Raw genomic sequence first — 26,103 nt, 5'->3', positions numbered from 1 at the left:
AAAGTCAGACACACTTTTTGCTACTTAACCCGAAATTGGTTGCCTAACAAAGGTTAAACGAAAACTCCCTCCCGGATACCCGGAAGGGAGTTGGTCTGAGCGGATGACGGGACTCGAACCCGCGACCCTAACCTTGGCAAGGTTATGCGCTACCAGCTGCGCTACATCCGCAAATACGCTCGCCCATAAGGGCTTACGTGGTGCGCGATACTAGGATTGAACTAGTGACCTCTTCCGTGTCAGGGAAGCGCTCTCCCACTGAGCTAATCGCGCTGGGGTAAAAGCTATATAGAAGCTTTCAAGCGCAACCCCCTTCCAGGAGAAGGGGGTTTTGCACTGAGCGGATGACGGGACTCGAACCCGCGACCCTAACCTTGGCAAGGTTATGCGCTACCAGCTGCGCTACATCCGCAAATACGCTCGCCCATAAGGGCTTACGTGGTGCGCGATACTAGGATTGAACTAGTGACCTCTTCCGTGTCAGGGAAGCGCTCTCCCGCTGAGCTAAACGCGCATTACATCGAAACCGGTAAGGAATCTCTGCTGAGGTGGAAACGGGAATCGAACCCGTGTACACGGCTTTGCAGGCCGTTGCCTCGCCACTCGGCCATTCCACCGTGAGGCTGCCGCCTCAGTGGTTGCCTCGAAGTTATACCACAGAGCTTAACTTCTTGAGAAACCAGAGCGGATGACGGGACTCGAACCCGCGACCCTAACCTTGGCAAGGTTATGCGCTACCAGCTGCGCTACATCCGCATCACGTTGCAAGGAGAGCGAAGAAGAATCTCAATTGCTCTCTTGCGGTGCGAAAGATACTTTAGCGTGCTTGTGCGATTGATTACAAATTACCAGGTGAACATCTGTATTGTGCCTGTGGGCGTAGGGCTAAAGACCAACCTTTGATGCCTCTGAATCGCAACGATGTCATTTATTCGCTTTCGTGGGTTGGTTACTGGGGGCTATCGAGTCGCTATCGTCATGGAGTTCCATCGGTGGGGTAATAAATCGTCGAACTGCGCAATCGCAAACGCAATGCAACCCAATTAGGGAAACTTCCAAAACGCGTGCTAACTTATTCCGCAGAGCAGCAAAGGCTTAGTGCTTTTCTGTCCGAGTCCCATAGCTCAGTGGAAGAGCGTTCCGTTCACACCGGAAAGGTCGCTGGTTCGAACCCAGTTGGGACTACCATTTAAAACCCCGGTCGACGCATCGTATAAAAACTGCGCGGCCGGGGTTTTGCTGTGTGACCTGAACTATATTCGTCCCTCTCGGGAACTTTTCTGGACTACCATCCGACAATAGGTATAAGGGCAGCGGTCAGACTACTGCTGTTCTTCTCGAACTGTCCCGCTTAAAGGAGTTGAACTGTTCTAGTGAGTCCCCGGGTCGCTTCAGGCGAAACGTTTCGGTTCTCAAAGTCGGGTTTCCGGCGTGCAGTAGCCGCTGCTGCGGCGCTTGTAGTCTTTGCAGGTGCGTCAGTTATTAATGCTGGCCCCGCGCATGCTCACGATTCCGTGCTGTCGTCTAACCCAGGCGACAAGCAGGTTCTCGATGAATTTCCGCACCACGTTTCTCTCAAGTTCTCCGGCAACCCCAAGAACAATTTCAACACCGTTGCAATTAGTGATGCAGATGCCAAGGAAGTCCTGTACTCCCACGAGCCAGAGGTAGTGGGTAATGAGGTCTCTTTGGATATCCCTGAGGATATTAATCCAGGCCCTGGTAACTACATCATTGGTTTCCAAATCACCTCCTCTGATGGTCACTCCACCCGAGGAAAGACCTCTTTTTCAGTGGCTGATCCGGATGCTGCTGGCGCAGCCGAAGCCGGGGCAGAATCTCGTCAGACCGGTGCGCACGCCGAGGAAACGAAGTCAATACCGCTATGGGCTTATGGCCTCGGTGGTGGACTCATCGTCATCATCGCCGCTGTCGTCATCGTTATTAATCGAAAGGCAAAATAGACACATGAAGCTCAATCGCACTGCAACTACACTGATCGCTGGTTCCGCAGCTCTGACCCTTGCTCTGGCAGGATGCTCGTCCGACGATAACACTGCTGCTGAGGTGACTGAGTCCGCAACCTCCGCTGCGACCGAAGCTACCTCTCAGATGGAGAAGAGTGATGCTGCTGTGCAGCTGGCCGATGCCTACATCAAGGAAAAGCCGGCTGACAAGGGCATGACCGCCATCTTCGGTACGCTGACCAACAACACCGATAAGGACATCAAGGTTTCCTCCTTCAAGCTTGAGGGGCTGAAGGAAGGCACGAAGTTCGAGCAGCACGATACCAAGGACGGCAAGATGTTCGAGGTGCCGGAAGGTTTGACGATTCCTGCTAATGGCGAACTCGTTCTCGAACCGGGTAGCACTCACTTCATGATCATGAACAATGATGAAGCTATGGATGTGGGAGCTGAGTACAAGCTCGTCATTGAGCTTTCCGACGGCTCTAGCATTACCCAGGACGTTGAGGTTCGTGTCCAGCCAGCAGGTGAAGAGGACTACGGTAATGACGGTGACCTGAACAACCCAGAGCACATGGGTGGCGGTGAGATGGATCACTCGGGCCACTAATTTTTGTGACAAGTTGATCAAGCAATCGTTCGTCGTAAAGCGGGCGTGAGCTCAGGTACGTCGAGGAATTGACTAGCTGAATCTAATGGTGGCAGAAGCGCTGGAGTTGGCAGGTTATTGCAGCATATGCAACGAACTCCGGCGCTTTTCTTTTTCCGAAAAAGGTTTTCGATACGGTCGAATTGGATAGGCCAGTGGTTGCGTTGAAGCTATTGAAAAGTTGGCGGATCCCCAGCCATCTCATGTGTTCCAGTTCGAAGTAATCAGAAAGGTAAGAGTGCACAAAATGTCCGAAGGCTTTTCCAGAAGGCGTTTTCTTGGCGGGCTCGGCACCGCCGCAGGAGCCTCAGCGCTCGCCCTGGGGGCGCCGGAAGCCCAGGCGATTGGGTTGGAACGTCCACAGGAAGAGCCGCCGAAACCGCCTTTGCAGACAGCAACCGTACCTTTTGATGGCGCCCACCAGGCGGGGATTGCGACGCCCGCACAGGCGAATCTATGGCTAATTGCCTTCAACGTGAAGAAGGGGGTCGATCGCAATCGCCTCCAAAACCTCATGCGTGCCTGGACGGATGATGCCCGCCGAATGACAGCCGGCAAGGCTACTCGAACGGACTTGGAACCTGAGCTCATGGGGAGTCCGGCCAATCTGACTATCACTGTTGGATATGGGGAGAATTTCTTCACAATCATCGATAGGGAAGACCAGAAGCCTGAGTGGCTGGGAGATCTGCCAAAGTACGTTAACGATGAGCTCCGCCCGGAGTGGAACGGCGGAGACCTGTGCCTGCAGATTTGTGCGGACGACCCAGTAATGGTCTCCCATGCGGCCCGAATGATGATCCGAAATGCAGGTTCTTATTTGGATGTTCACTGGGTGCAAGCTGGTTTCCAGCACGCCAATGGTTCTACGCAGGAAGGCGAGACCCCGCGCAATCTCTTCGGTCAGAAGGACGGTACGGTCAACCCGCGCACTCGTGAAGAATTCGACAAGCAGGTGTGGATTGATAGTGGTCCGGATTGGTTGCGGGGCGGTACAGCGATGGTTGTCCGCCGTATCGAAATGGATATTCCAGGCTGGGATGTGTTGGACCGCGAAAGCCGCACTGTTATTACCGGCCGAGATATCGGCACCGGCGCGCCAATTGGAGGTAAGGACGAGTTTGAGACCGTCGACCTGGCGAAGACTGATGAATATGGTCTGCCTCTGACGGATCCGAACAGCCATGTTGCGCTGTCAATGCCTCCGAAAGAGAAACCTAATCAGCGGATTCTGCGACGGGTCTACAACTATGACCTGCCACCGGAACCGAATGGTCGATTCGAGACCAACACCGGCCTGGTATTCATTTGTTTCCAGAAGGACCCGTTGGAGCAGTTCAATCCGATTCAAGAGCGGCTGTCCAAGAACGACCGTCTCAATCAGTGGATTTTCCACATTGGATCCGCCGTGTTTGTTATGCCACGAGGAACTTCTAAGGAGGAGTACTGGGCCCAGGACCTTTTCGAGGCCTGAGTTTTGACCGTGCGGTAAAGTGTGTGAACGACTGACGAAGGTCACCAGGTATGTGATTTTCGAAGACACTTTGAAAAGGAGTACACGCACGCCGTGTCAGAAGAATTTGCACCCCCAGCACCGTTTTCCGTGCCCGCAGGAGTTTCTGCGGGCGAGGCGATGAGAGACCTGGGTTTCCCGAACAAGGGCGTTGACGCCATCGTTTGTGTCCGCGACCCTGAAGGCAATTTGAAGGATCTGTCCTTTAAGCCAGAAGTGGAAACCGTCTTCGAGCCCGTTCCGGCGAATACTCCGGACGGTCGCGATGTCATCCGCCACTCTGCGACTCACGTGATGGCTCAGGCCGTGCAGTTGGAGTTCCCTGGGACGAAGCTGGGCATTGGCCCTGCCATCGACAATGGTTTCTACTACGACTTCCGTGTCGATGAGCCTTTCTCGCCGGAGGATCTCAAGCGCATCGAAAAGCGTATGAAGAAGATCATCAAGTCTGGTCAGCGATTCGAGCGCTTCGCGTTCGAGTCTGCCGATCAGGCGCAGGAAGCGCTTGCCGACGAGCCGTATAAGCTCGAGCTGATTGTTGAAAAGTCGGCCGGCAAGGTGTCCGAAGATGATGAGGCCAATGTCGACGTCGGTGGTGCAGGTACGACCTTGACCGGCTACCGCAACGTCAATCCGCGTACTGGCGAGACCGAGTGGTTTGATCTTTGCCGCGGCCCGCACGTGCCGACCACTCGTTACATCCCTGCTTTTAAGATCACGCGTTCTTCCGCTGCGTACTGGCGGGGTGACCAATCTCGAGATAACCTGCAGCGTGTTTACGGCACTGCGTGGGAGTCCAAGGAAGCGTTAGACGAGTACCTTGACCGCATGCTCGAGGCTGAGAAGCGCGATCACCGCCGTTTGGGCTCCGAGCTGGATTTGTTCAGCTTCCCGGATGAGATTGGTTCTGGTTTCCCGGTATTCCATGTCAAGGGTGGCATCATCCGCAACGAGATGGAGCAGCACTCCCGTCGCCGTCATATCGAAGCGGGCTATGACTTTGTGAACACGCCGCACGTAACTAAGGGTGACTTGTTCAAGAAGTCTGGTCACCTTGACTTCTACGCGGATGGCATGTTCCCGCCGATGCAGCTCGACGGCGAATATGACGAACACGGCAACTGCACCAAGGCTCCGCAGGACTACTACGTCAAGCCGATGAACTGCCCGATGCACAACCTCATTTTCGCATCGCGTGGTCGCAGCTACCGTGAACTTCCGATTCGTATGTTCGAGTTCGGCACCGTCTACCGCTACGAGAAATCAGGCGTTATCCACGGTCTTACCCGAGCCCGTGGCTTTACGCAGGACGATGCCCACATCTACTGCACCGAGGATCAGCTGGAAGAAGAGCTTACTAATGTCCTCGACTTCATCATTTCGCTTCTGCGTGACTACGGCCTGGATGACTTCTACCTGGAGCTGTCTACGAAGGACGAAAAGAAGTTCGTCGGCTCGGATGAAATTTGGGAGAAGTCCACAGCTATTCTCCAGCGCGTTGCCGATGCTTCTGGCCTCGAGCTCGTTCCTGATCCGGGCGGAGCCGCTTTCTATGGTCCGAAGATTTCCGTCCAAGCCCGCGATGCCATCGGCCGTACTTGGCAGATGTCGACGGTACAGCTCGACTTCAACCTGCCGGAGCGCTTCGAGCTCGAGTACACCGCACCTGACGGAACCAAGAAGCGCCCGATTATGATTCACCGTGCGCTTTTCGGCTCCATCGAACGTTTCTTTGGCGTCCTATTGGAGCACTACGCAGGTGCTTTCCCGGCTTGGCTGGCTCCGGAACAGGTTGTTGGTATTCCGGTTGCGGATGACTGTATCCCACACCTGGAGGACTTTGCTGCACAGCTGAAGTCTCGTGGCATCCGTGTCCACGTGGATACGTCCGATGACCGCATGCAGAAGAAGATTCGCAACCACACCCAGGCCAAGGTTCCGTTCATGATTCTGGCTGGTGCCCGTGACATTGAGGCAGGTGCCGTCAGCTTCCGGTTCCTCGATGGCACCCAGATTAACGGGGTGGCAGTTGAGAAGGCTGTGGACATCATCTGTGATTGGGTTGCTTCGCGGAATAACGAACAGCCGAACAAGGAGAATGTCTCTGCTCTCTAGAGGTCGTTAACGCTCTCTAATTCGACCGCGTTGTTTTAACTGGTGAACCACGCGTGGTAATCCAAAGAAGTTGACCGCGAGGTCGTAAACTACAGCAGAGAAATATATGTGGTCGGGGCTCGAATGGGGACCCGGCCACGCAACGAAGGGGATGGCAGTGAATCAGTCGGGAAGTGAAGAGTTGCCTCCGCAGCAGCAGGGCAATGCCGGCCAGCAGGAATCGTCTGATGGCGTATACGTCGACAGCGGTTACGGCGAACCGGATCGGCTCACGCGCTTATGGGCACCGTACCGGCTGGATTACATCGTCAAGCGTGGTGTGCATAACTCCAAGCCATCCCGTAACCCCTTCGTTGATTTGCCGAAGCAAAGCGATGAGGAAGCACTCATTATCGCTCGCGGCGAGTGGGTGTACGCCGTTCTGAATCTGTTCCCGTACAACCCAGGGCACCTCATGGTGGTTCCATATCGCGAAGTCGCCAACCTTGAGGACTTGACCGACGAAGAAACAGCCGAGATGATGCGATTTGCCAAGCATGCGGTTCGTACCCTCAAATCGGTTTCGCGTCCGCACGCCGTCAATGTAGGTTTCAACTTGGGCAAAGCCTCCGGCGGTTCGGTCGCCGATCACCTGCATATGCACGTCGTACCGCGCTGGTCGGGTGACAGCAATTTTATGACCGTGATCGATGGCACCAAAGTGTTACCGCAGGCTCTTCGTCAGACTCGCGAGTTGCTTGCCGACGGCTGGCGTGCCCTTAATCAAGAGGATGGGGCAGCATGCTGAGTGTCCGTGGCAGGGCTCCAATCCGCCCAGTAGTTGAACCGATTGCCGCTGCACTTTTGCGGGTCGGCATTAGCCCGAACACGGTCACCCTGGTGGGAACGGTAGTTTCCGTTCTGCTTGCGGTAATCCTGATTCCTACCAACCATCTTTTCGCAGCTGCGGTGTCAATCGCTATTTTCACTGCTTTTGACCTGCTCGATGGCACGATGGCCAGACTGCGAGGGCGGGGAACGAAATACGGAGCGACGCTGGATGCTTCCTGTGACCGTATTACGGATGCTGCACTGTTCGGGGCGATAGCGTATTGGGTGGTGTATCGCCATGGCGCGGATTCAGTGCTGCTCATTCTGACACTGATTACCATGGGATCGTCCCAGGTCATTTCCTACGTTAAGGCTCGAGCAGAGGCTAGCGGCCTCAAGGTCAACGGTGGTCTCGTCGAACGTGCGGAGCGCCTGATTATCGGTCTAATTGGCGTCGGGCTCCAGGGGCTTGGCGTGGACTATGCCCTCTACGTCGCGATGTGGCTCCTGGCGATTGGGTCGGTATTCACCGTCGTTCAGCGCTTGTACATGGTGGCTAAGCAGCCAGGAGCGTTGGATCCCATCGCCCCGCCAGAAGGTGCAGCTGATAGTTCATCTATCAACCCTGACTCTGCTACGAAGTCCACGGGTTCGGCTGATTCCAACAACTAAAGGAGGATACGATGACTAGTTTCTTCCTGCCTCGCTCGAAAGATGATTTCGTTGCGCTCGGCTATATGGCCGGGTGGAAGATTTTTGGGCTGCTGCCGGAACGCGTGGCCTACCGCATCGGCAACATAGCCGCCGATCGTGTAGCAGCAAATCCAGCGACTACCCGCCAGCTTCGCAAGAACCTGGCTCGCGTTATGGGCTGTCCGCCTGAGGAAGTGCCGCAAGGTCTTATTCGGGCTTCCATGCGTTCCTATCTACGCTATTGGGTGGAGGCATTCCGGTTGCCCTCCATCGCGTCGCCAGAGTTGGCAGACACGGTCGAATCCACCAGCGATGGGCTCGAACGAGTTGCTGAGGCCCTCGAGGCCGGAGATTCCATCGTCATCCCACTGCCGCATTCTGGTAACTGGGATATGGCAGGTATGTGGCTCGTTTCCCGCCATGGTCGGTTCAGTACCGTGGCGGAACGGCTGAAGCCAGAGGTACTTTACGACGCTTTCGTGGAGTACCGCGAATCCCTCGGATTCCACATTCTCCCGCTTACCGGTGGCAAACCCGCGATGCCGGAACTGCAGAAGCGATTGGAAGAAGGTGGCGTTGTGTGCCTGCTGTCTGATCGTGACTTCGGCGGCCACGGGGTCCCGGTCACTTTTTTCGGCGAGCAGACGACAATGCCGGTCGGTGCAGCAAAGCTGGCACAGGACACGGGCGCTCGGCTTATGCCCGCGGGCCTGTCCTACACGCGCGATGGTTGGCGTTTTGTAGCGCATCCATTCGTGCCGACTGAGGGGCGCGATCTACCTGACATTGTCCAGGACATCGCTACTGTTTTTGAATCTGATATTGCCCAGCATCCAGCGGATTGGCACATGATGCAGCCACTGTGGCCGGCGGATAAGAAGAGGTCAAAGTAGCCGTGCGAATCGGAATGGTGTGCCCGTACTCGTTCGATGTCCCAGGAGGGGTTCAAGCTCACGCGATTGACTTGTGTGAGGAGTTTATCCGTCGCGGCCACGAGGTCAGTCTTATCGGCCCAGCTAGCGCGCAGGCGGACGTGCCGGATTTCGTTGTTCGAGGTGGTGCCGCCATCCCGATTCCGTATAACGGCTCGGTCGCTCGGCTATCTTTTGGTCCCCGCACCAGCCGTCGAGTCCGCACATGGATTGAGGAGGGTAGCTTCGACATTCTTCATATCCATGAGCCGAATTCGCCCAGTTTTTCAATGCTGTCGTTAGTAAACTCGGTCGGGCCGATTGTCGCGACCTATCACTCTGCGGCGACGGACTCCCTAGCATTGAAGTTGGCCACGCCATTTTTGCGGAAGTACCTTGAACGCATTCGGGGAGGCATCGCTGTCTCGGAAGTGGCTCGTCGCTGGCAGGTTGAGCAACTCGGCGGCGACCCGGTTCTCATTCCCAATGGTGTCCGTGTTGGAGATTTTGAGTCCTGCCCGGCCGCCTCATCGTTGCCTGAGATCCCGCCACGGCGTGAGGGGGTCTATCGGCTCGTGTTCCTCGGACGCTTCGACGAATCTCGTAAGGGCTTTGACGTGTTGCTCGACGCGCTGCCGGCAATACGTGCAGAGATTCCACAGCTTGAGGTCTGTGTTGTTGGTGATGGTGATGTCGCGGCAGCTCGTCGTAAAGCGGGCAGAAACGCAGATGTCCTGCATTTCGTCGGCAGACTGTCGGAGGATGCTAAGGCGTCAATACTCGCCGATGCGGATGCGTACATTGCCCCGCAGCGTGGTGGGGAGAGTTTCGGCATCGTGCTGGTAGAGGCGATGGCGGCGGGTGCGCCGGTGATCTCCAGCGACATCGATGCGTTCAAACTCGTGCTTGACGACGGCCATTACGGGCTTCACTTTGAAAACGGTAACTCCGCAGACCTTGCGGATGCAGTCGTACGCCTTTTGACGCAGCCAAAGTTGGGGGAGGAGCTTCGCGCACTCGGGCATAAGCGGGCTTGGGAGTATGACTGGTCGCAGGTCGCCGACGGCGTTCTGCGTGTGTACGATACGGTGCGCATGGATGGCGAAAAGGTCGTCATTGCGCCATAGAGATTTCCGTCGTGTTAGCTGATTAAACGCAGCGGAGTGAAAGTGGGTTTTCGGTGGACGTAACCGTTCCAATCTGGGTCGTTGTCCTAGTCATTGCGCTGATTGTCGTACTCGTTAGCGGTTTGGTGGCTTCATCGACAGCGACGCGTTTGAACCGTATGCACATTCGCACGGACTTGGCGCGTTCTTCACTGGAAGCGGCGTTGGGGCGAAGGGCCGCAGTCGCTCGTGCCGCCTACCCGGAACTCGCCGGGGTAGTGGCGAAGGTGGAAGCCACACCACTTAGAGCCAACAACACTGGGCAGCGTGCAGACGTGGAAAACGAACTGACTAGGAAAATTGTGGCGCTCTATGGGGAACAGCCCGTGGACCGGACGATGGCAATTGAGCTTTCTGACGCCCATACGCGGCTCGAGCTCGCCCGCCGTTTCTACAATGATGCGGTGACGGATACGAAAGCACTGCGAGCCAGGCCGCTAGTGCGCGCGCTGCGGCTGGCGGGCACTGCACCTGAACCGGAATATTTCGATGTTGCAGATGGACTGACAACGGCTTAATTGTGGGAAAACCCGCTGTTGTGCTGGAAGTTCGCGGTGTTTTCTGACTCAATGAACAGCACTGTCTAGTTCAGGCGTTATAGTGTTAAACGACTACAAACAGTCACATTCACCAGTTTTATTAGGGAAGTAGGGTTCGTTGAGCACGGTTGAGAACAACTCCGGGCAGGGCACCGCACGCGTCAAGCGCGGTTTCGCTGAGATGATGAAGGGCGGCGTCATTATGGACGTCGTTACTCCGGAGCAGGCCAAGATCGCTGAGGATGCCGGCGCAACTGCCGTGATGGCGCTGGAGCGCGTCCCCGCCGATATTCGCGCAGAGGGTGGCGTGTCACGTATGTCTGACCCGGACATGATTGAGGGCATTATCAATGCCGTCTCCATTCCGGTTATGGCCAAGGCCCGTATCGGCCACTTTGTTGAGGCACAGGTTCTGCAGTCCCTCGGTGTTGACTTCATTGACGAGTCCGAGGTTCTGACCCCGGCCGACTACTCGAACCACATCGACAAGTTTGACTTCACCGTGCCGTTCGTCTGTGGTGCGACCAACCTGGGTGAGGCTCTGCGCCGCATCAACGAGGGCGCTGCCATGATTCGCTCCAAGGGCGAGGCCGGTACCGGTGATGTCTCCAACGCTGTGACTCACATGCGCACCATCCGCGCTGAGATTAACCGTCTGCGTTCTATGGCTCCGGACGAGCTCTACGTTGCCGCCAAGGAGCTGCAGGCACCGTACGAGCTGGTACGCGAGGTCGCTGAGACCGGTAAGTTGCCAGTCGTGCTGTTCACCGCAGGTGGCATTGCAACTCCGGCTGACGCTGCAATGATGATGCAGCTCGGTGCTGAGGGTGTCTTTGTTGGTTCCGGTATCTTCAAGTCCGGTGATCCGGAGAAGCGCGCCAAGGCTATCGTCCAGGCAACCCAGCACTACGATGATCCGAAGGTCATCGCTGATGTCTCCCGCGGTCTCGGCGAGGCAATGGTCGGCATCAACGTCGACGAGATTCCGCAGCCGCACCGACTCGCTGAGCGTGGCTGGTAAAAATGGCTAACATCCGCGAGGTATTAGATCTGGAGCAGATTGACCGGGACATTTTCCGTGGCCCAGTCATTAAGTCAATCCTGCAGCGCACTTTCGGTGGCCAAGTTGCCGGCCAGTCCCTCGTCGCGGCGACGCGCACGGTGGGTAATACCTTCGCGGTGAACTCCCTCCACGCCTACTTTGTAGGCCCGGGCCGCCCCCATATCCCGACGGTGTACATGGTCAAGCGTATTCGCGATGGACGGTCTTTCTGCCACCGCTCCGTCGAAGCTGTGCAAGATGGCCGTACGATTTTCGTCATGCAGGTCAGCTTCCACCGTAAGGGGGATGAGGGACTCGAGCACTCTGACGTGATGCGCAAGGTGCCAGATCCTGAAGATGTGGTCACCGACACCTCTGAGATGACGAACACACGTCGTCTACTAATGCGCGAGTGGGCGGACTGGGATATCCGGGTAGTGCCGGATGATCAGTTCGAACACAACAAGTACACCCCGTCCCAGCAGCTGGTATGGTTCCGGTGCAAGGATCGCCTGCCGGATAACGAGACCTTCCACGTCTGCACGCTGGCGTACATGTCGGATATGACTTTGCTGTCATCGGCACTCGTTCCGCATCCAGGCGTTGAGGTCCAGGAAGCCAGCCTCGACCACGCGATGTGGTTTATGCGTCCGTTCCGTGCGGATGAATGGCTGCTCTACGACCAGATTTCGCCATCGGCGCACGCGGGTCGCGCATTGACTCACGGTCGCATCTTTAACCAAAAGGGCGAGCTCGTGGCCGTCGTCACGCAGGAAGGGCTGACCCGAAGCCTGGCCCCGGGTGTCGAGCCCGTGCCAGTGGCGACGAACTTCGATGCTCGCAGTGAGAACCTAGATTAATGACACAGGAAACAATCGGTATCCTCGCTCTTCAGGGCAACGTTGCCGAACACGGATATGTGCTTGACCAGCTCGGCGTCCCGCACCGAAAGGTGCGCTTGCCCCGTGATCTGGAAGGGCTTAGCGGCCTAATTTTGCCCGGCGGCGAGTCCACAACCATGAGCAAGCTGATGGTCTTCAATGAGCTTGAAGACCCGCTGCGGGAAGCCCTCCGCGATGGCCTTCCGGCATATGGCACCTGCGCCGGCATGATTTTGCTTGCCGACGAAGTGCTCGATACCCGTCCGGATGCCGTTAGCCTGGGGGCGATTGACATCACCGTCCGTCGTAACGCATTTGGCCGGCAAGTGGATTCCTTCGAAACTGACTTGGATATTCCGCAGCTGGCGATCAGTGGTGACCAGCCGCCTGTACACGCCGCCTTTATTCGCGCACCGTGGGTCGAGCGTGTCGGTGATGATGTTGAGGTGCTAGCGCGGGTGCCAGAATCGGCTGGAGAGACCGCAGGTACAGTGGTCGGAGTACGGCAGGGGGCTGCGATGGCCACCAGCTTTCACCCGGAGTCGACGGGGGAGACGCGGCTCCACGAGTTCTTTTTGCGAGAGCTTGTCGGCATTTAAATCCCCGGTTTGTATAATGAACACCTGACGAATTCCCATCTACATGGGTATTGACGAGAGGAATGGTAGGAACTAGCACATGGCGGGTCATTCAAAATGGGCAACCACAAAGCACAAGAAGGCTGCTAATGACGCCAAGCGCGCCAAAGAGTGGGCAAAGATGATCAAGAACATCGAGGTCGCGGCTCGTACCGGCGGCGGTGATCCTGCTGGTAACCCCACCCTCGATGACATGATTAAGAAGGCCAAGAAGGCCTCGGTTCCCAACGACAACATTGAGCGTGCCCGCAAGCGTGGTTCCGGCGAGGAGTCCGGCGGTGCTGACTGGGAGACCATTGTCTACGAAGGTTACGCACCTGGCAGTGTCGCTTTGATTGTGGAGTGCCTGACCGATAACCGTAACCGTGCTGCTTCCGATGTGCGCTCGGCGTTCAACAAGAACAACGGCAACATGGCAGACAACGGCGCCGTGGCGTACCTCTTCGAAAAGAAGGGTGTCGTCGAGCTGCCGAAGGGCGAGCTGACCGAGGATGACCTGCTTATGGCGGTTCTCGATGCTGGTGCAGAGGAGGTCAACGACCTGGGCGAAAAGTTCGAGGTTGTCTCCGCCTTTACCGATCTGATGAATGTCCGCACCGCTCTTGTCGATGCCGAAATGGAGTACGACTCCGCAGATCAGGACTACCGCGCTTCTACCACGGTGGCTCTCGATGCTGACGGTGCACGCAAGCTCTTCCGTCTGATTGACGCTCTCGAAGAGTCCGACGACGTGCAGAACGTCTACTCGAACGCCGACATCAGCGACGAGGTTATCGCCGAACTCGAAGACTAGGCGTTTGCTTGGCGACGGTTCCGCTGACCGGCTTCCCGGCGTTAAAGGATGCTCGTGCAGGGTAGTCTGCAGCGCTGAATTGCGCGGCGAGCTGGTGTGAATGGAAGATCCCCATCGGAGAGTCGTCCGATGGGGATTTTTTTTTGGGGGGGGGGAGACAGACAGAGTCAAAGAGTGTGTCTGATCCTCAGGATAGCGACTGGTCAGAGCCCGCCTGCGGGTAGCTCCACACCCTGGGGTTAAGGAGAAAAACTGACAACCCGACACACTGGCAACCTCAAAAAATTACGGGCTGCGCGTGTGAATACGGCTGCAAATGTGAAACTGTGCGAGTTTATGTCACTATCAGACGATTTTTCAGGTCATTTTTGTCATAAACGCAGTCAGTAACTCGCATTGGGGTAAGTAGCGAAGGGTGCCCGCCCGCCGACGCACCGGTCGACACGCCAGACGGACACACTTTTGCCAATAAACCCGATTTTGGTTTCTGAAAGTTTTAGTAGAACCGTTTTAAGAGAACCACTGAGTCGGAGGTCCCGCCATCAGCAACAGTGTGAAGACCACGGCGAGAACAATCAGGATGACGAATGCCGAGATAAACGGGCGGCGAATAATCATCGCGAGTGCCCACTCGAAAATGCCCTGTGGCTCCTCGGATTCGTCGGTAAAGCGCCAGGGCCGATCCAAGAGGCCTGCCTTCAGGGTGTTTCGTTCAAACGGATAGGTTGCGAATGGAATGATAGAAGAGGCGAGGCCGATGACACCGCGGCCAAAGCTCCACTGCTGGTTGATCCACACCATGATGGTGGTGACTACGTAGCACAGGAACGTAAAACCGTGGATGCCGCCGAAGATGGTGGTGGCGATGTCAGTGACTTTGAACAGGTACTTCAGTGCCAGCCCCAAGAGCAGCAGAGCCCACGTGACCATTTCAGCTGCAGCGAGAACGCCGTAGAGCTTCTTCGGTGAATTCATGGTGTTAAACCTATCAGAACCAACGGTTGGTACCCCGTGTAGCTACGATACAAACAGCTGTTCGAAATGTGGTATTAGTGGAGAGGTGAACTATCGAGCTGGATCTCTGCGGGTGATGGGTATCGACCCTGGCCTTACTCGTTGTGGTCTCTCCATTGCGGAAGGTGCTCAGGGCAGGAAAGTCATTCCCATTGCGGTGGGGGTCGCCCGCACACCAACCACGGCATCGTTGGAGGATCGTCTTCTACGGCTTTCCAATGCCGTGGAGCAGTGGATGGATGAGTACGAGCCGGACGTGGTTGCGATGGAACGGGTATTCGAGCGCGGCAATGTGTCCACCGTAATGCAGACTGCGCACGCGGTTGGTGTCCTTGTCCTCGCTGCGGCGAGACGCGGTTTGGAAGTGCATATGTACACGCCGTCGGAGGTAAAGAAGGCGCTTACCGGCAACGGTCGGGCTGATAAGAAGCAGATGACCATGATGGTGACGAGAATCCTCGGGTTGGAAACTCCGCCAAAACCTGCGGACGCAGCGGATGCGTTGGCCATCGCTATCTGCCACTGTTGGCGTGGTCCGGTTCTGCAACGCCAGCGCGACACCTTGGCTGCGCTTGCTAAGCAACACGAGGAGCGGGAGTTGGAGCTTTCTCGCCGTGAGAATCCCTCGCGGTAGGGGAGCCTGCTAGAGCACACTTGTGAGTTCGGCGTTTATCTCGGTGTCTTTCGGGAAGCCGTAGTGAAAGGAATTGTGAGAAGTGATTGCATCTCTACGCGGTGAGGTTATCGATCTCGGTGCGGACTATTGCGTTATCGAGTGCGGTGGTGTCGGGCATTTGGTCACCATTACGGGCAGGTTAGCTTCTCAGTTGGTGAGGCATGAGCAGACTTTCATGTTGACCACAATGGCGGTTCGTGAAGATGCGATTACGCTTTTTGGTTTTGCCAACTCGCAGGAACGTGAGATGTTTGCGCTCTTGCGCACTGTCTCAACAGTGGGGCCAAAAGTAGCGATGTCTGTTCTATCGGTACTGTCGCCGGCCGAGATTGCCAATGCGGTTGCCTCAAAGAATGCCAAGGCCCTCCAGGCGGCTAACGGCGTCGGCAAGCGATTGGCGGAGCGCCTGTTGGTTGAGTTGAAGGATAAGGTCGAGGTTTTCGCGGATAGGGCGGTATCCCAGCCGGAGGAAGCTGCAAGCGGAGCAGCGCCTGGCATTGTTTTGAAGGCAGATCTGGATCAGGTCGTTGGTGCTTTGGTCGGGCTTGGGTTCCCGGAAGCTGATGCGAATGAGGCAGCGGAGACTGTTGTTCGGATTGATCCGACCTTGGATACATCAATGGCGCTGAAGGCGGCGCTAAAGACATTGGGCGAAAAGTAAATCCAGGTCGAGGACCTGCAGCTACATTGATGATGAAAAATGGCAGTGCACTAGGATGAGGGGACTATGAGCGATATCGAGCGCACGGAGTTTAACGTGTCGGGCAATCCCTTCAGGGACTCTTTAGATGGAGCAGCCAACGACCATTTTGGCGGTGGGGGAAATGGTGCACAACGTGATGTCGATGCCCGCGCTCAGGTCGAGGAAGTCGATGCGGAATCGAACCTGCGACCAAAGTCGTTAGGGGAGTTTATCGGCCAACCCAAGGTCCGCGAGCAGCTGGATTTGGTGCTCTCCGGGGCACGGGGACGAAATGTGACTCCGGACCACATTCTGCTGTCGGGACCTCCCGGCCTGGGTAAGACCACCATGGCCATGATTATTGCGCAGGAGATGGGGTCGTCCCTGCGAATGACGTCCGGTCCGGCGCTTATTCGCGCTGGCGATTTGGCAGCAATGCTATCGAACCTGCTCGAGGGCGATGTACTCTTCATTGACGAGATCCACCGCATTGCCAGGCCCGTGGAGGAAATGCTCTACATGGCAATGGAAGATTTCCGTATTGATGTCATCGTGGGCAAGGGGCCTGGAGCTACGTCAATTCCACTCGAGATTCCACCTTTTACGCTGGTAGGCGCAACGACGCGCTCGGGTATGCTGACTGGCCCACTGCGTGACCGTTTCGGTTTTACTGCGCAGATGGAGTTCTACGAGGTCGAGGATCTGACAAAGGTGGTTACCCGTGCCGCTGGGATCCTCGGGGTGGATATCAGCCCAGAGGCTGCAGTGGAGATTGCCTCGCGTTCGCGAGGTACCCCGCGAATTGCCAACCGCCTACTGCGTCGCGTTCGCGATTTCGCAGATGTTCACTCCGGTGGCGTTATTGATCTTGGTGCGGCCAAGGCGGCGTTGATTGTCTTCGATGTCGATGAGCTTGGGCTGGACCGCTTGGACCGCGCAGTGCTGACTGCCCTGGTCAAGGGGCACGGTGGCGGCCCGGTGGGCGTGAATTCCCTGGCGCTGGCAGTCGGTGAGGAGCCCTCGACTGTGGAAGAAGTGTGCGAGCCCTACTTGGTCCGTGCCGGGATGATTGCGCGTACATCGCGCGGACGTGTTGCAACTGCCCGAGCATGGCGGCACTTGGGGTTGCAGCCTCCGGAGGGAACTATCGGAGAATAGCTTTCTCATCGACCTGGCCGGGGCAGTGTGGAATTGCTAGCTGGCAATTCGTTAAACTCGGCAGACATGGATCAAACTATTCTCCTCCTACTTATTTTCTTGTTCCTGGCGCTGCCAATTTGGCAGATCATCAAGCAGAACAAGCAGGTGCGCACCATTCGGGACATGCAGGATAAGTTGGCCCCGGGCGCAGAGGTCATCACCGGTTCCGGTATGCATGGTGTGGTCGTTGATACGACCGAAACAACCGTCGACCTGATTATCGCTGACGGCATCGTGACCCGGTGGGAAAAGGGCGCCATTGCCCGCAACCTCACCACCGGTACCGGAGCTAGCTACGCTCACCGTGATCGACGTGGCCGTGTTTCCGATGCGCCAGATTACCACGTCGGCGATGTCCAAGAAATCACCGGCCACGGTCCGGATGACAATGCCGCTTCGGACATCAATGAGCAGGTCGAGAACCCGAATACTCCGAGTAACTCGGATAACACGGGTACAGACGGTTCCACTTCCACCGAAAAGCAGTAGCAGTTTTTTGCACGCCCACGCCCTGCTGGTTTGCATGCATCCAAGCTGTAGCGTGCGCCGTGGGGTTAGCGGGCGCGTCCCAGGTTTCGCCGTCGGCAAGCGTGGGCAAGATTTTCACTAAATAGGTACAAGTCAAAACCGGCGCACTACGCTAAATCGGTTATTCTCTAGCGGTTGGTGTTTATAGCTTTGCTTAGCGACGCCCGCAATGCCTCTTCCTGGTATCGCGCGATTTCGCGGTGCGGTTATAGACCTGCGTTTCTACCCGAAGCGCTTAAGTACCTAAACGTCACGATTCAGGAGACTTTGCTTTGAACAGCAAATCCAGATCCGGTGCGAATACATTCAAGAGGAACTGGCCGCAGTGGCTGTTGGCACTGTTTGTTGGCTTCCTCATCCTTACGTACGCACTCGTCTTTTTCACCGGCGGCGGATCAGCCAAGCCAAAGTTGGGCATCGACTTGCAGGGTGGTACCCGAGTAACCTTGGTGCCGCAGGGCGAAAAGCCGACGCGCGATCAGCTGGACCAGGCTCGCAAGATTCTGGAGAACCGCGTAAACGGCATGGGCGTCAGCGGCGCTCAAGTTGTCACCGACGGTGACACGCTGGTCATTACCGTGCCGGGTGAAGACTCACAGGAGGCGCGTACGCTCGGCCAGACTTCGCAGCTCTTCTTCCGTCCGGTAGAACAGCCCACCCAGGGCCCTGATGAAGCTGCCTTTGGCGAGGTAGTTAAGAAGACTGCTGAAGATTGGGTGTCAGTCGGTGTCCTGTCGAAGGAGGACGCCGCCAAGCGTGTTGATGACCTCTACAAGGACATGAACGAAACGCAGAAGCGTGCAATTGATGCCTTCAAGGAACAGAACCCAGATCAGCCGGTTCCCGAGGAGCTGTCCAAGTCGCTGGGCGAGGCCCCGAAGTTGGACGCAACAGCTCCGGCAAAGCCGGCGAACTCAATTGAAGCGGCCGAGCTGCGTACGAAGGTTCGTGACGTGCTGTTGGCGACTCGCCAGTCCGAAGACCCAACGACACAGTTTGCAGCCGCTGCGCTGATGACCTGCGATAACCGCGATGCAGTTGATCCGCTACAGGGTGCCGATGACCCGGCCAAGCCGCTGGTGACCTGTGCGCCCGAAGGCGGTAAAGCCATCTTCCTGGGCAAGGCTCCGCTGTTGATTGGGCAGGAGGACGAGGCCAAGGGCCAGCGTCTGTCCGGCGACGCTATTGATACCAATGCGCCGATTAACGGTGGTTACGATCAGCAGTCTGGTCAGATTCAGGTCTCCTTTAGCTTCAAGTCCGGGAAGAATGACACCGGCGCTCGCACATGGACCAAGTTGACCAATGACTACCTGCAGCGGCAGGTCGCTATCGTGTTGGACTCGAAGGTCATTTCCGCCCCGGTGATTCAGGAGGCAACCCCAGTTGGTTCTGCCACCCGCATCACGGGCGACTTCTCAATCGACGAGGCACAGGGGCTGGCCAATAACCTGCGTTATGGTGCACTGCCGCTGTCGTTCGCAGGTGAGGACGGCGAGCCGGGCGGCACCACCACGACTATCCCGGCCATGCTTGGTTCGGCTTCCTTGGAAGCCGGTCTGCTTGCCGGCATTATCGGTATCGCCCTGATTGTCGTCTACGCGATTGCTCTCTACCGCGGCCTGGGCGTGATTTCGCTGGTTTCGCTGGCAGCAGCTGGAGCGATGGTCTACGGCGTCCTTGTCCTTCTTGGTCGTTGGATTGGCTACTCGCTCGATCTCGCTGGCATCGCCGGTATCATCATCTCCATCGGTGTAACGGCTGACTCCTTCATCGTCTTCTTCGAACGCATTAAGGACGAAATCCGCGCGGGTAGAACTTTCCGCTCCGCGGTTCCGCACGCTTGGCGACGAGCACGGCGCACCATCCTTTCGGGTAACTTTGTGTCCATCATTGCGGCTGTGGTTCTTTACATCCTGGCCGTTGGCGATGTCCGCGGTTTCGCATTCACACTTGGTCTCTCCACAGCATTCGACATTGTGACGGCTTTCCTCGTGACTGCGCCGTTGGTCATCCTGGCTACTCGTAAGTGGCCAGCTTTGTCCAAGCCGTCGATGAACGGCTTCGGCTCGGTCATGGAGATTGCACAGAGGAATAAGACTGTAGCTGCCGGTAAGAAGGCCGGAGCCTCCGATGCCTCCGCCAGTACGGCTGCCGACACCGGTGCAGCTCACTCCAGCGCGAATGAGGGGAAGTAGGAATCCATGAATACTACTCAGACGAATCCGGCGCTAATCACTGAGCCAGAAAGCGTGAAAGACGACTCCTTCTTCCGCCGCCTCTACACCGGCGAGGGTGGAATCAACATCGTCGGCAAGCGGAAGCGCTGGTACCAGATTGCCGTCGCCATCATCGTTGTTGCTTTCGCAGCGATGCTGATTCGCGGGTTCAGCTTCGGTATCGACTTCGAGGGCGGTACCAAGATGACTATGCCGCCGGCCTCAGTGACAACTGAGCAGGCCGAGGAGGTTTTCACCGAGGCGACCGGCGTGAAGCCGGAGCTGGTGCAAATTATCGGTTCTGGTGAGGGCCGAATCCTGGAGATCACCTCTGAGAAGCTGACTCAGGACGAGATTAATAGTGCTCGTATCGCGTTGAATGATGCATTCAAGCCCGTCGATGTACAGGGGCAGCAGACCCCGGATGCCATTGGTGACTCGACCGTGTCGGAGTCGTGGGGCTCTTCGATTACCAACCGAATGCTGCTGGCTGCAGTGGTGTTCCTGGGTCTGGTGTTCATCTACATCACCATTCACTTCGAGCGCGACATGGCCATTGCCGCAATTCTCGCCCTGGTTGTGGATGCAATCGTGATTATGGGCATCTACGCGCTCATTGGTCTTGACGTCACCCCGGCAACCATTATCGGCTTGCTGACAGTGCTGTCGTTCTCCCTGTACGACACCGTCGTGGTTTTCGACAAGGTCGACGAGAACACGGCAGGCTATCGTTCATCGACCCGTAGAAGTTACGCCGAGTTGGTGAACCTGGCGGTCAACCAAACCATCATGCGTTCTATCAACACCACGGTGTCGACGCTCCTGCCAATCCTGGCACTGATGGTCATCGCCGTGGGCATGCTAGGGGTCGGAACGCTGAAGGACCTTGCACTCGTTCAGCTCATCGGCATTATTCAAGGTACGTTCTCTTCGATCTTCCTGGCTTCGTCGCTGTTGGTGTCTCTTAAGTCGCGGCAGCGTGAATACCGCAAGCATGAAGAGGCGGTACTGTCTGCCCGCGCAAAGGCATCTGAGGGAGCCGGTTCGGGCACCGATTCCGCCACCACTGATGTTGCGGAGGACTCGGGCTCGAAGGAGCCGTCGGCAAGCGAGATGGAGCCGTCGACGCCGAAACGAACGGTGACGACTCCGAAGCTTGAGGGCGATGAAGACAAGCCGCTGTCCTGGCGTCCGGGGCAGTAGGAGGTAGCGCCTCCCAGTGGTTCGGGTGAAACTACTTTAAAAGCGCATTGTGCGGGTATCGTTGACAGGTACCCGCACTTTTTCTTTTCGCCGAAAAGGAGCTTAAACCTGTGTCGTATGCACACGCGCGTGAGGCATTAGCCGATCAGATTCGGTTCGTGCCCGATTTTCCAGTTGAGGGCGTACTCTTCGAGGACCTGACGCCGGCGCTTGCCGACGCCACGACGTTCGCCCTGATTGTGGACGAGATTTCCGCCAAGGTGGAAGAGTTCGGGGCTGATGTTATAGGCAGCCTAGATGCGCGTGGATTCCTGCTGGGTTCTGCGGTGGCGTACAAGCTTGGACTGGGAGTGCTCGCTATTCGTAAGAAGGGTAAGCTACCACCGCCTGTGCTGACCGAGACCTATGAACTGGAATATGGTACGGCCGCGCTTGAGATTCCGGCTAGTGGGTTTGAGCTGAAGGGCAAGAAGGCCGTACTTGTCGACGATGTGTTGGCAACTGGTGGCACCCTGTGTGCAGCTCGCGCCCTGCTGGAGACCGCTGGTGTCGAGGTAACCGGGCTGTGCACCGTGCTGGAGGTTGAAGGCCTGGGAGCTCGGGAGAAGCTTGCTGATCTGCCTTTGTACGTGGTTAATAAGGGGTGAATGAGTCATGGCTGAAGGGCCCGCACGCCGTTATGGTGCCCGCCTAGCGCGAAGCCTTACCGGCAACAGAACGAAAATCCGCCCGGTGCTAGATCCCCTTGTCGCGGTGCATCGACAGGTGCATCCGCGCGCAGATTTGGCTGTGCTTCAGCGTGCCTACGATACCGCCGAGCGCCTTCACGACGGCGTGTACCGGAAATCCGGCGAGCCATACATCACTCACCCGCTTGCAGTCGCCACTATTGCCGCCGAGATCGGCATGGATACCACCACGCTGGTGGCAGCGCTGCTACATGACACGGTCGAAGATACCGATTACACGCTGGAGGACCTGGAGCGGGACTTCGGCCCAGAAGTCGCACGACTGGTCGACGGTGTGACCAAATTGGATAAGGTCGCGTTGGGCTCCGCCGCCGAGGCAGAGACCGTGCGAAAGATGATTATCGCCATGAGCCAGGACCCGCGCGTGCTGGTTATCAAGGTGGCTGACCGGCTGCATAACATGCGCACAATGCGCTTCCTGCCGCCGGAAAAGCAGGCTAAGAAGGCCCGTGAGACCCTCGAGGTGATTGCACCGCTGGCGCATCGTTTGGGAATGGCCAGCGTGAAGTGGGAGTTGGAAGATCTCTCCTTCGCCATTTTGTACCCGAAGAAGTACGACGAGATTGTGCGTTTGGTCGCAGATCGAGCGCCGCAGCGGGACCGGTACATCCAGGAAGTCTCCGAGATGATTCAGAAGGATCTGAAGGAGTCTCACATTGCTGCTGAGGTACAGGGCAGGCCGAAGCACTACTGGTCGATTTATCAGAAGATGATTGTCCGCGGCCATGAGTTCGACGAGATTTTTGACCTGGTCGGACTTCGAGTTCTGGTGGACACGACCAAGGATTGCTATGCCGCGATGGGTGCCGTCCACTCGCTGTTCAAACCTATGCCGGGGCGATTCAAGGACTATATTTCCGCGCCGCGTTTCGGGGTTTACCAGTCGTTGCACACAACGGTCATCGGTCCAGGTGGCTCCCCGCTAGAAGTGCAGATTCGCACCCATGAGATGCACTACAACGCTGAGTACGGCATTGCCGCACACTGGCGCTACAAGGAAACCAAGGGCTCTCACAAGGGAGATTCCGCCGAAGTCGATCAGATGGCGTGGATGCGTCAGCTGCTGGATTGGCAGCGGGAGGCCGCAGATCCTAACGAGTTCCTGGACTCCCTGCGCTATGACCTCTCAGTCACTGAAATTTTTGCGTTCACACCTAAGGGCGATGTCATCACATTGCCTGCGGACTCCACGCCGGTCGACTTTGCCTACGCGGTCCATACTGAAGTAGGTCACCGATGTATTGGTGCCAAAGTCAACGGCAAGCTAGTGGCGTTGGAATCACCGCTAAAAACTGGCGACCGCGTCGAGATTTTCACGTCCAAGGATGCCGATTCCGGTCCGTCTAAGGACTGGGAGAAGTTTGTTAAAACTCCACGTGCGCGGGCAAAGATCCGTCAGTGGTTTGCCAAAGAGCGCCGCGAGGAGGCACTCGATGCCGGCCGTGACGCACTGGCTGCAGAGGTACAGCGCGGCGGTCTGCCGATGCACCGCCTGTTCACTCCGGCGTCCATCAAGCAGATTGCCTCCGAGCTGCACTATGCGGATGTCGATGCGCTCTATACCGCTATCGGTAAGGGGCAGGTCTCAGCGCAGCATGTGACTCACCGGCTGATGGCGCAGTTCTCGAGCGCGGACGATGCCGAAGAGCAGTTGGTCTCCCGCACGCCAATTTCAAAGATGAACGTGCACAACACTCCGCGCCGCGCTGACAGCACGGGTGTGTTGGTAGAAGGCAGCGCGGATATGGCCGCTAAGCTTGCCAAATGCTGTACGCCTGTGCCGGGCGATGCCATCTTTGGCTTCGTCACCCGCGGCGGTGGGGTCAGTGTGCACCGTACGGACTGCACTAATGCGGAGAAGCTGCACCAGGAGCCGGAGCGCATTATCGAGGTCTCCTGGGCAACAGATTCCTCCGGTGCGGTCTTCATGGTTACGGTGCAAATCGAAGCACTTGACCGTCATGGACTGCTCTCGGAGATTACTCGCGTCTTCTCCGATCAGAAGGTCTCAATCCTGTCGACGTCCTCCCATACCTCCGATGACCGCGTTGCCGTAATGCGTTTTAGCTTCGAGGTTTCGGACACTAAGCAGATGGGCTATATCTTCAACATTCTGCGCGGTGTCGAGGGAGTCTTCGATGTCTACCGCATTACTTCTGGTCAGTAGGCGGTTTAGCAGCCCATCGATATGTGAAAAAGGATGAGGCCGCGTAGGTATTAAAACAGGGCCAAGGTGAAACACCTTGGCCCTGTTTTTGATTAATTTCTGAATCAGTCAGTTGAGTCAGCTACTTGACTTCCGCCTTCTCAATACGGACTTCCTTAGCTGGCTTACCGTCAGAGGTACCGCCGCCCTCGATACCGTTCTTCGCAATGTCCGCAACCGTCTTGGTGCCCTCGTCAGTCATGGAGCCAAGCACGGTGTACTGCGGAGGCAGCTGAGAATCTGCCCAGTTGAGGAAGAACTGGCTGCCGTTGGCATCTGGGTCGCTCGGGTTTGCCATGGCGATAGAGCCCTTCGGGTACACCAACGGGGTATTCTGATCCAGACCAGAATCCTTGACCGGCCATTCGCCAGCGAACTTGAAGCCCGGGCCGCCGGTACCGGTACCAGTCGGGTCGCCACACTGCAGAACGTTCAGGCCACCACCGGTAATACGGTGGCACACAGTGTCATTGAAGTAGTCGGACTTGGCCATGTGCTCAATTGCATTGACGCCGCAAGGTGAAATAGCGCGGTCCAGCTCCATCGGAATGTCGCCCTGGTTAGTCTTCAGGGTGATGGTTACAGTGCCAGTGGCGGGAACGTTGTCGGTAGCTGGCTTATCTATGTCCTTCGATGCCTCGCCATCATCCGGGTAGTCACAGGTCACGGTTTCCGGAAGTGGGGAAGAGCGCTTCATTGGAACCTTTTCACCGCTGACAGGAGTAGCTGTCAGAGCTGCAGGTTCGACTGGAGTCGTGGATTCATCAGCGGCCTCATTGTCGTCAGCGCCGCCAGCCGTGGTCAGCAAGTAGATGCCGCCACCGATAAAGAGCAGGATAGCCAAGGTAGTTACGACAACGCCCAGTGGCTTCAGCTTCTCGGCACGTGCACGGCGCTTAAGTTCGCGCTCGAGCGTCCGCATCGCATCTTTGCGCCTTTGCTCATTATTGGCCACTAGTCTTTCTCCGTATCTGTTAGTCATCTATTGCTGGTGACGGAACACCAGCGGACGATTTTGCCCATTGATAGTGACCGCATTTGAAGTAACAGCTCAGTCGGTCACCGTCGCGTACACAATCGACCATTATGCCCGGGATTGCTTCCCATTTGCGAGATGACAGGCCAACGAGCAAGGGGAAAGGTGCTCTCTTCCCGTTGTTGGAAGGCGCAAATAGCCTGCCGGGGGCTGTACACAATCGTTACAATGGAGCGCCATGGAGATATTTGGTTTTGCAGCCGGCCCTTTTCAAACCAACTGCTACGTGGCAACAGGCGCTCCGGAAATGGACGGCCTGTCCACCCCATGCGTCATTGTTGACCCGGGCATGGGGGCGTTCGAGGTAGTACGCGGCGAGGTTGAGAAGCGAGATTGGAAGCCGGAAGCAATTCTGCTGACCCATGGTCATATCGACCATGTCCGCGATGTCGCGGAGGCCTCCGACTTCTGGGATATCCCCGTCTTCATTCACGAAAGCGACAATGTGTTGCTGGCCAATCCGAAGCTCGGCGGTTCTTCTTTCGGACACCTCTTTGACATCGATTCTATGCAGGCTTATACGGAAGCCGATTTCTTCGAGGATGGCGACGAAGTAAAGTGGGCAGGGTTGAATTTCGAAGTCATTCACGCTCCGGGTCACTCTCCGGGATGCGTGATGCTGCGCGCTTCCGATGGGGAAGATGAGATTGTCTTCAGCGGGGACGTCCTCTTTAAGGGGGCTATCGGTCGCGTAGATTTGCCGGGCAGTAGTCCGGAGCACATGCAGCAGTCGTTGAAGGATAAGGTCCTCCCGCTGGCGGATGACCTCATGATTCTTCCGGGCCATGGCTCCGCATCGTCGATAGGCGAGGAGCGCGCGACCAACCCGTTCCTGCAAAACCTCACCTAGCCTGGCTGACACCTCGTGAGAGT

24 protein-coding genes and 7 tRNA genes are annotated in these 26,103 nt (G+C 56.8%); 23 read left to right on the top strand and 8 right to left on the bottom strand.

The genetic code is table 11. The features are described 5' to 3' along the window. Positions 1–98: 98 nt before the first annotated feature. From HMPREF2562_RS03330 to HMPREF2562_RS03305, 6 genes are all read right to left on the bottom strand, one after another. Positions 99–171: transfer RNA gene (locus tag HMPREF2562_RS03330), tRNA-Gly, on the bottom strand. Between the two features lie 27 nt (positions 172–198). Further along, positions 199–273, bottom strand: a tRNA-Val gene (locus HMPREF2562_RS03325). A gap of 66 nt (positions 274–339) precedes the next feature. Further along, a tRNA-Gly gene (locus tag HMPREF2562_RS03320) sits at positions 340–412 on the bottom strand. Between the two features lie 27 nt (positions 413–439). Continuing rightward, positions 440–514 (bottom strand) — tRNA-Val (locus HMPREF2562_RS03315). 32 nt (positions 515–546) lie between these two features. Continuing rightward, positions 547–617: transfer RNA gene (locus tag HMPREF2562_RS03310), tRNA-Cys, on the bottom strand. 66 nt (positions 618–683) lie between these two features. After that, positions 684–756: transfer RNA gene (locus tag HMPREF2562_RS03305), tRNA-Gly, on the bottom strand. A gap of 357 nt (positions 757–1,113) precedes the next feature. On the opposite strand from HMPREF2562_RS03305, the gene HMPREF2562_RS03300 reads away from it, so the two are divergent. The 14 genes from HMPREF2562_RS03300 to HMPREF2562_RS03235 all read left to right on the top strand — a co-directional run bounded on the left by HMPREF2562_RS03300 (position 1,114) and on the right by HMPREF2562_RS03235 (position 13,717). Beyond that, a tRNA-Val gene (locus HMPREF2562_RS03300) sits at positions 1,114–1,188 on the top strand. A 185-nt stretch (positions 1,189–1,373) separates the two neighbouring features. Further along, positions 1,374–1,964 carry a copper resistance CopC family protein gene (locus HMPREF2562_RS03295; RefSeq protein ID WP_049190805.1) on the top strand — a complete coding sequence of 197 codons (591 nt, stop codon included), beginning with the start codon at positions 1,374–1,376 and terminating at the stop codon, positions 1,962–1,964. A gap of 4 nt (positions 1,965–1,968) precedes the next feature. Continuing rightward, entirely contained in the window at positions 1,969–2,577 is a 609-nt protein-coding gene (locus tag HMPREF2562_RS03290) for a copper chaperone PCu(A)C (protein WP_049190804.1), read from the top strand. A 286-nt stretch (positions 2,578–2,863) separates the two neighbouring features. Then, complete coding sequence (locus HMPREF2562_RS03285) at positions 2,864–4,090, top strand: Dyp-type peroxidase (protein WP_070549609.1); 1,227 nt, start codon at positions 2,864–2,866, stop codon at positions 4,088–4,090. A 159-nt stretch (positions 4,091–4,249) separates the two neighbouring features. Beyond that, positions 4,250–6,244, top strand: a complete 1,995-nt coding sequence (thrS, locus tag HMPREF2562_RS03280; RefSeq protein WP_222865026.1) for a threonine--tRNA ligase — start codon at positions 4,250–4,252, stop codon at positions 6,242–6,244. Positions 6,245–6,395: 151 nt separating this feature from the next. Continuing rightward, the gene (locus tag HMPREF2562_RS03275) at positions 6,396–7,031 is read left to right on the top strand and encodes an ATP adenylyltransferase (protein ID WP_042388668.1); all 636 of its coding nucleotides are present in this window, start codon (positions 6,396–6,398) and stop codon (positions 7,029–7,031) included. After that, on the top strand, positions 7,025–7,726 hold the full coding sequence (pgsA, locus tag HMPREF2562_RS03270; RefSeq protein ID WP_049190801.1) for a phosphatidylinositol phosphate synthase: 702 nt from the start codon (positions 7,025–7,027) through the stop codon (positions 7,724–7,726). Before HMPREF2562_RS03275 ends, pgsA begins: the two co-directional genes overlap by 7 nt. 11 nt (positions 7,727–7,737) lie before the next feature. Next, positions 7,738–8,640 carry a phosphatidylinositol mannoside acyltransferase gene (locus HMPREF2562_RS03265; RefSeq protein WP_048731328.1) on the top strand — a complete coding sequence of 301 codons (903 nt, stop codon included), beginning with the start codon at positions 7,738–7,740 and terminating at the stop codon, positions 8,638–8,640. 2 nt (positions 8,641–8,642) lie between these two features. Next, entirely contained in the window at positions 8,643–9,785 is a 1,143-nt protein-coding gene (locus HMPREF2562_RS03260; protein ID WP_070546663.1) for a glycosyltransferase family 4 protein, read from the top strand. A 53-nt stretch (positions 9,786–9,838) separates the two neighbouring features. Continuing rightward, positions 9,839–10,342, top strand: coding sequence for an NUDIX hydrolase (locus tag HMPREF2562_RS03255; protein WP_070546665.1), 504 nt, complete (start codon positions 9,839–9,841; stop codon positions 10,340–10,342). A 139-nt stretch (positions 10,343–10,481) separates the two neighbouring features. Beyond that, a complete protein-coding gene (pdxS, locus tag HMPREF2562_RS03250; RefSeq protein WP_005511452.1) occupies positions 10,482–11,384 on the top strand; it encodes a pyridoxal 5'-phosphate synthase lyase subunit PdxS in 903 nt (300 codons plus the stop codon). A gap of 2 nt (positions 11,385–11,386) precedes the next feature. Continuing rightward, positions 11,387–12,265 carry an acyl-CoA thioesterase gene (locus HMPREF2562_RS03245; protein WP_016422678.1) on the top strand — a complete coding sequence of 293 codons (879 nt, stop codon included), beginning with the start codon at positions 11,387–11,389 and terminating at the stop codon, positions 12,263–12,265. Next, complete coding sequence (gene pdxT, locus HMPREF2562_RS03240) at positions 12,265–12,885, top strand: pyridoxal 5'-phosphate synthase glutaminase subunit PdxT (RefSeq protein WP_048731318.1); 621 nt, start codon at positions 12,265–12,267, stop codon at positions 12,883–12,885. The genes HMPREF2562_RS03245 and pdxT overlap by 1 nt, the downstream gene beginning before the upstream one ends. Positions 12,886–12,964: 79 nt before the next feature. Further along, entirely contained in the window at positions 12,965–13,717 is a 753-nt protein-coding gene (locus HMPREF2562_RS03235; RefSeq protein ID WP_049190798.1) for a YebC/PmpR family DNA-binding transcriptional regulator, read from the top strand. A gap of 510 nt (positions 13,718–14,227) precedes the next feature. Here the strand turns inward: HMPREF2562_RS03235 and HMPREF2562_RS03230 are convergent. Continuing rightward, entirely contained in the window at positions 14,228–14,692 is a 465-nt protein-coding gene (locus HMPREF2562_RS03230; protein ID WP_049190796.1) for a DUF3817 domain-containing protein, read from the bottom strand. Positions 14,693–14,807: 115 nt separating this feature from the next. Between HMPREF2562_RS03230 and ruvC the strand changes: the two genes are divergently transcribed. The 8 genes from ruvC to HMPREF2562_RS03190 all read left to right on the top strand — a co-directional run bounded on the left by ruvC (position 14,808) and on the right by HMPREF2562_RS03190 (position 24,155). Further along, positions 14,808–15,365, top strand: coding sequence for a crossover junction endodeoxyribonuclease RuvC (gene ruvC / locus HMPREF2562_RS03225; protein WP_048731311.1), 558 nt, complete (start codon positions 14,808–14,810; stop codon positions 15,363–15,365). A gap of 82 nt (positions 15,366–15,447) precedes the next feature. Next, positions 15,448–16,068 carry a Holliday junction branch migration protein RuvA gene (gene ruvA / locus HMPREF2562_RS03220; RefSeq protein WP_048731308.1) on the top strand — a complete coding sequence of 207 codons (621 nt, stop codon included), beginning with the start codon at positions 15,448–15,450 and terminating at the stop codon, positions 16,066–16,068. A 66-nt stretch (positions 16,069–16,134) separates the two neighbouring features. Beyond that, a complete protein-coding gene (ruvB, locus tag HMPREF2562_RS03215) occupies positions 16,135–17,247 on the top strand; it encodes a Holliday junction branch migration DNA helicase RuvB (RefSeq protein ID WP_049190793.1) in 1,113 nt (370 codons plus the stop codon). Between the two features lie 66 nt (positions 17,248–17,313). After that, positions 17,314–17,778, top strand: coding sequence for a preprotein translocase subunit YajC (yajC, locus tag HMPREF2562_RS03210; RefSeq protein ID WP_070549610.1), 465 nt, complete (start codon positions 17,314–17,316; stop codon positions 17,776–17,778). 311 nt (positions 17,779–18,089) lie between these two features. Continuing rightward, positions 18,090–20,015: a protein translocase subunit SecD gene (gene secD, locus HMPREF2562_RS03205; protein WP_049190792.1), complete on the top strand. Its 1,926-nt coding sequence runs from the start codon at positions 18,090–18,092 to the stop codon at positions 20,013–20,015. Positions 20,016–20,021: 6 nt separating this feature from the next. Then, on the top strand, positions 20,022–21,239 hold the full coding sequence (gene secF, locus HMPREF2562_RS03200; protein WP_049190789.1) for a protein translocase subunit SecF: 1,218 nt from the start codon (positions 20,022–20,024) through the stop codon (positions 21,237–21,239). Between the two features lie 110 nt (positions 21,240–21,349). Further along, positions 21,350–21,886, top strand: a complete 537-nt coding sequence (locus HMPREF2562_RS03195) for an adenine phosphoribosyltransferase (protein WP_016422687.1) — start codon at positions 21,350–21,352, stop codon at positions 21,884–21,886. 7 nt (positions 21,887–21,893) lie between these two features. Continuing rightward, a complete protein-coding gene (locus HMPREF2562_RS03190) occupies positions 21,894–24,155 on the top strand; it encodes a RelA/SpoT family protein (protein WP_016422688.1) in 2,262 nt (753 codons plus the stop codon). 121 nt (positions 24,156–24,276) lie between these two features. Here the strand turns inward: HMPREF2562_RS03190 and HMPREF2562_RS03185 are convergent, their stop codons facing one another. Then, positions 24,277–25,116 carry a peptidylprolyl isomerase gene (locus HMPREF2562_RS03185; RefSeq protein ID WP_049190815.1) on the bottom strand — a complete coding sequence of 280 codons (840 nt, stop codon included), beginning with the start codon at positions 25,114–25,116 and terminating at the stop codon, positions 24,277–24,279. Between the two features lie 292 nt (positions 25,117–25,408). On the opposite strand from HMPREF2562_RS03185, the gene HMPREF2562_RS03180 reads away from it, so the two are divergent. Next, positions 25,409–26,080 (top strand): MBL fold metallo-hydrolase, encoded by a 672-nt coding sequence (locus tag HMPREF2562_RS03180; RefSeq protein ID WP_070549607.1) that lies wholly within the window; start codon positions 25,409–25,411, stop codon positions 26,078–26,080. Positions 26,081–26,103 lie beyond the last annotated feature (23 nt).

It is taken from the genome of Corynebacterium sp. HMSC077G07, assembly GCF_001809225.1.
GTDB classification, from domain to species: domain Bacteria; phylum Actinomycetota; class Actinomycetes; order Mycobacteriales; family Mycobacteriaceae; genus Corynebacterium; species Corynebacterium jeikeium_D.
The sequence above is the reverse complement of the archived record's forward strand: the minus strand, read 5'-3'. Positions and strand labels throughout refer to the sequence as shown.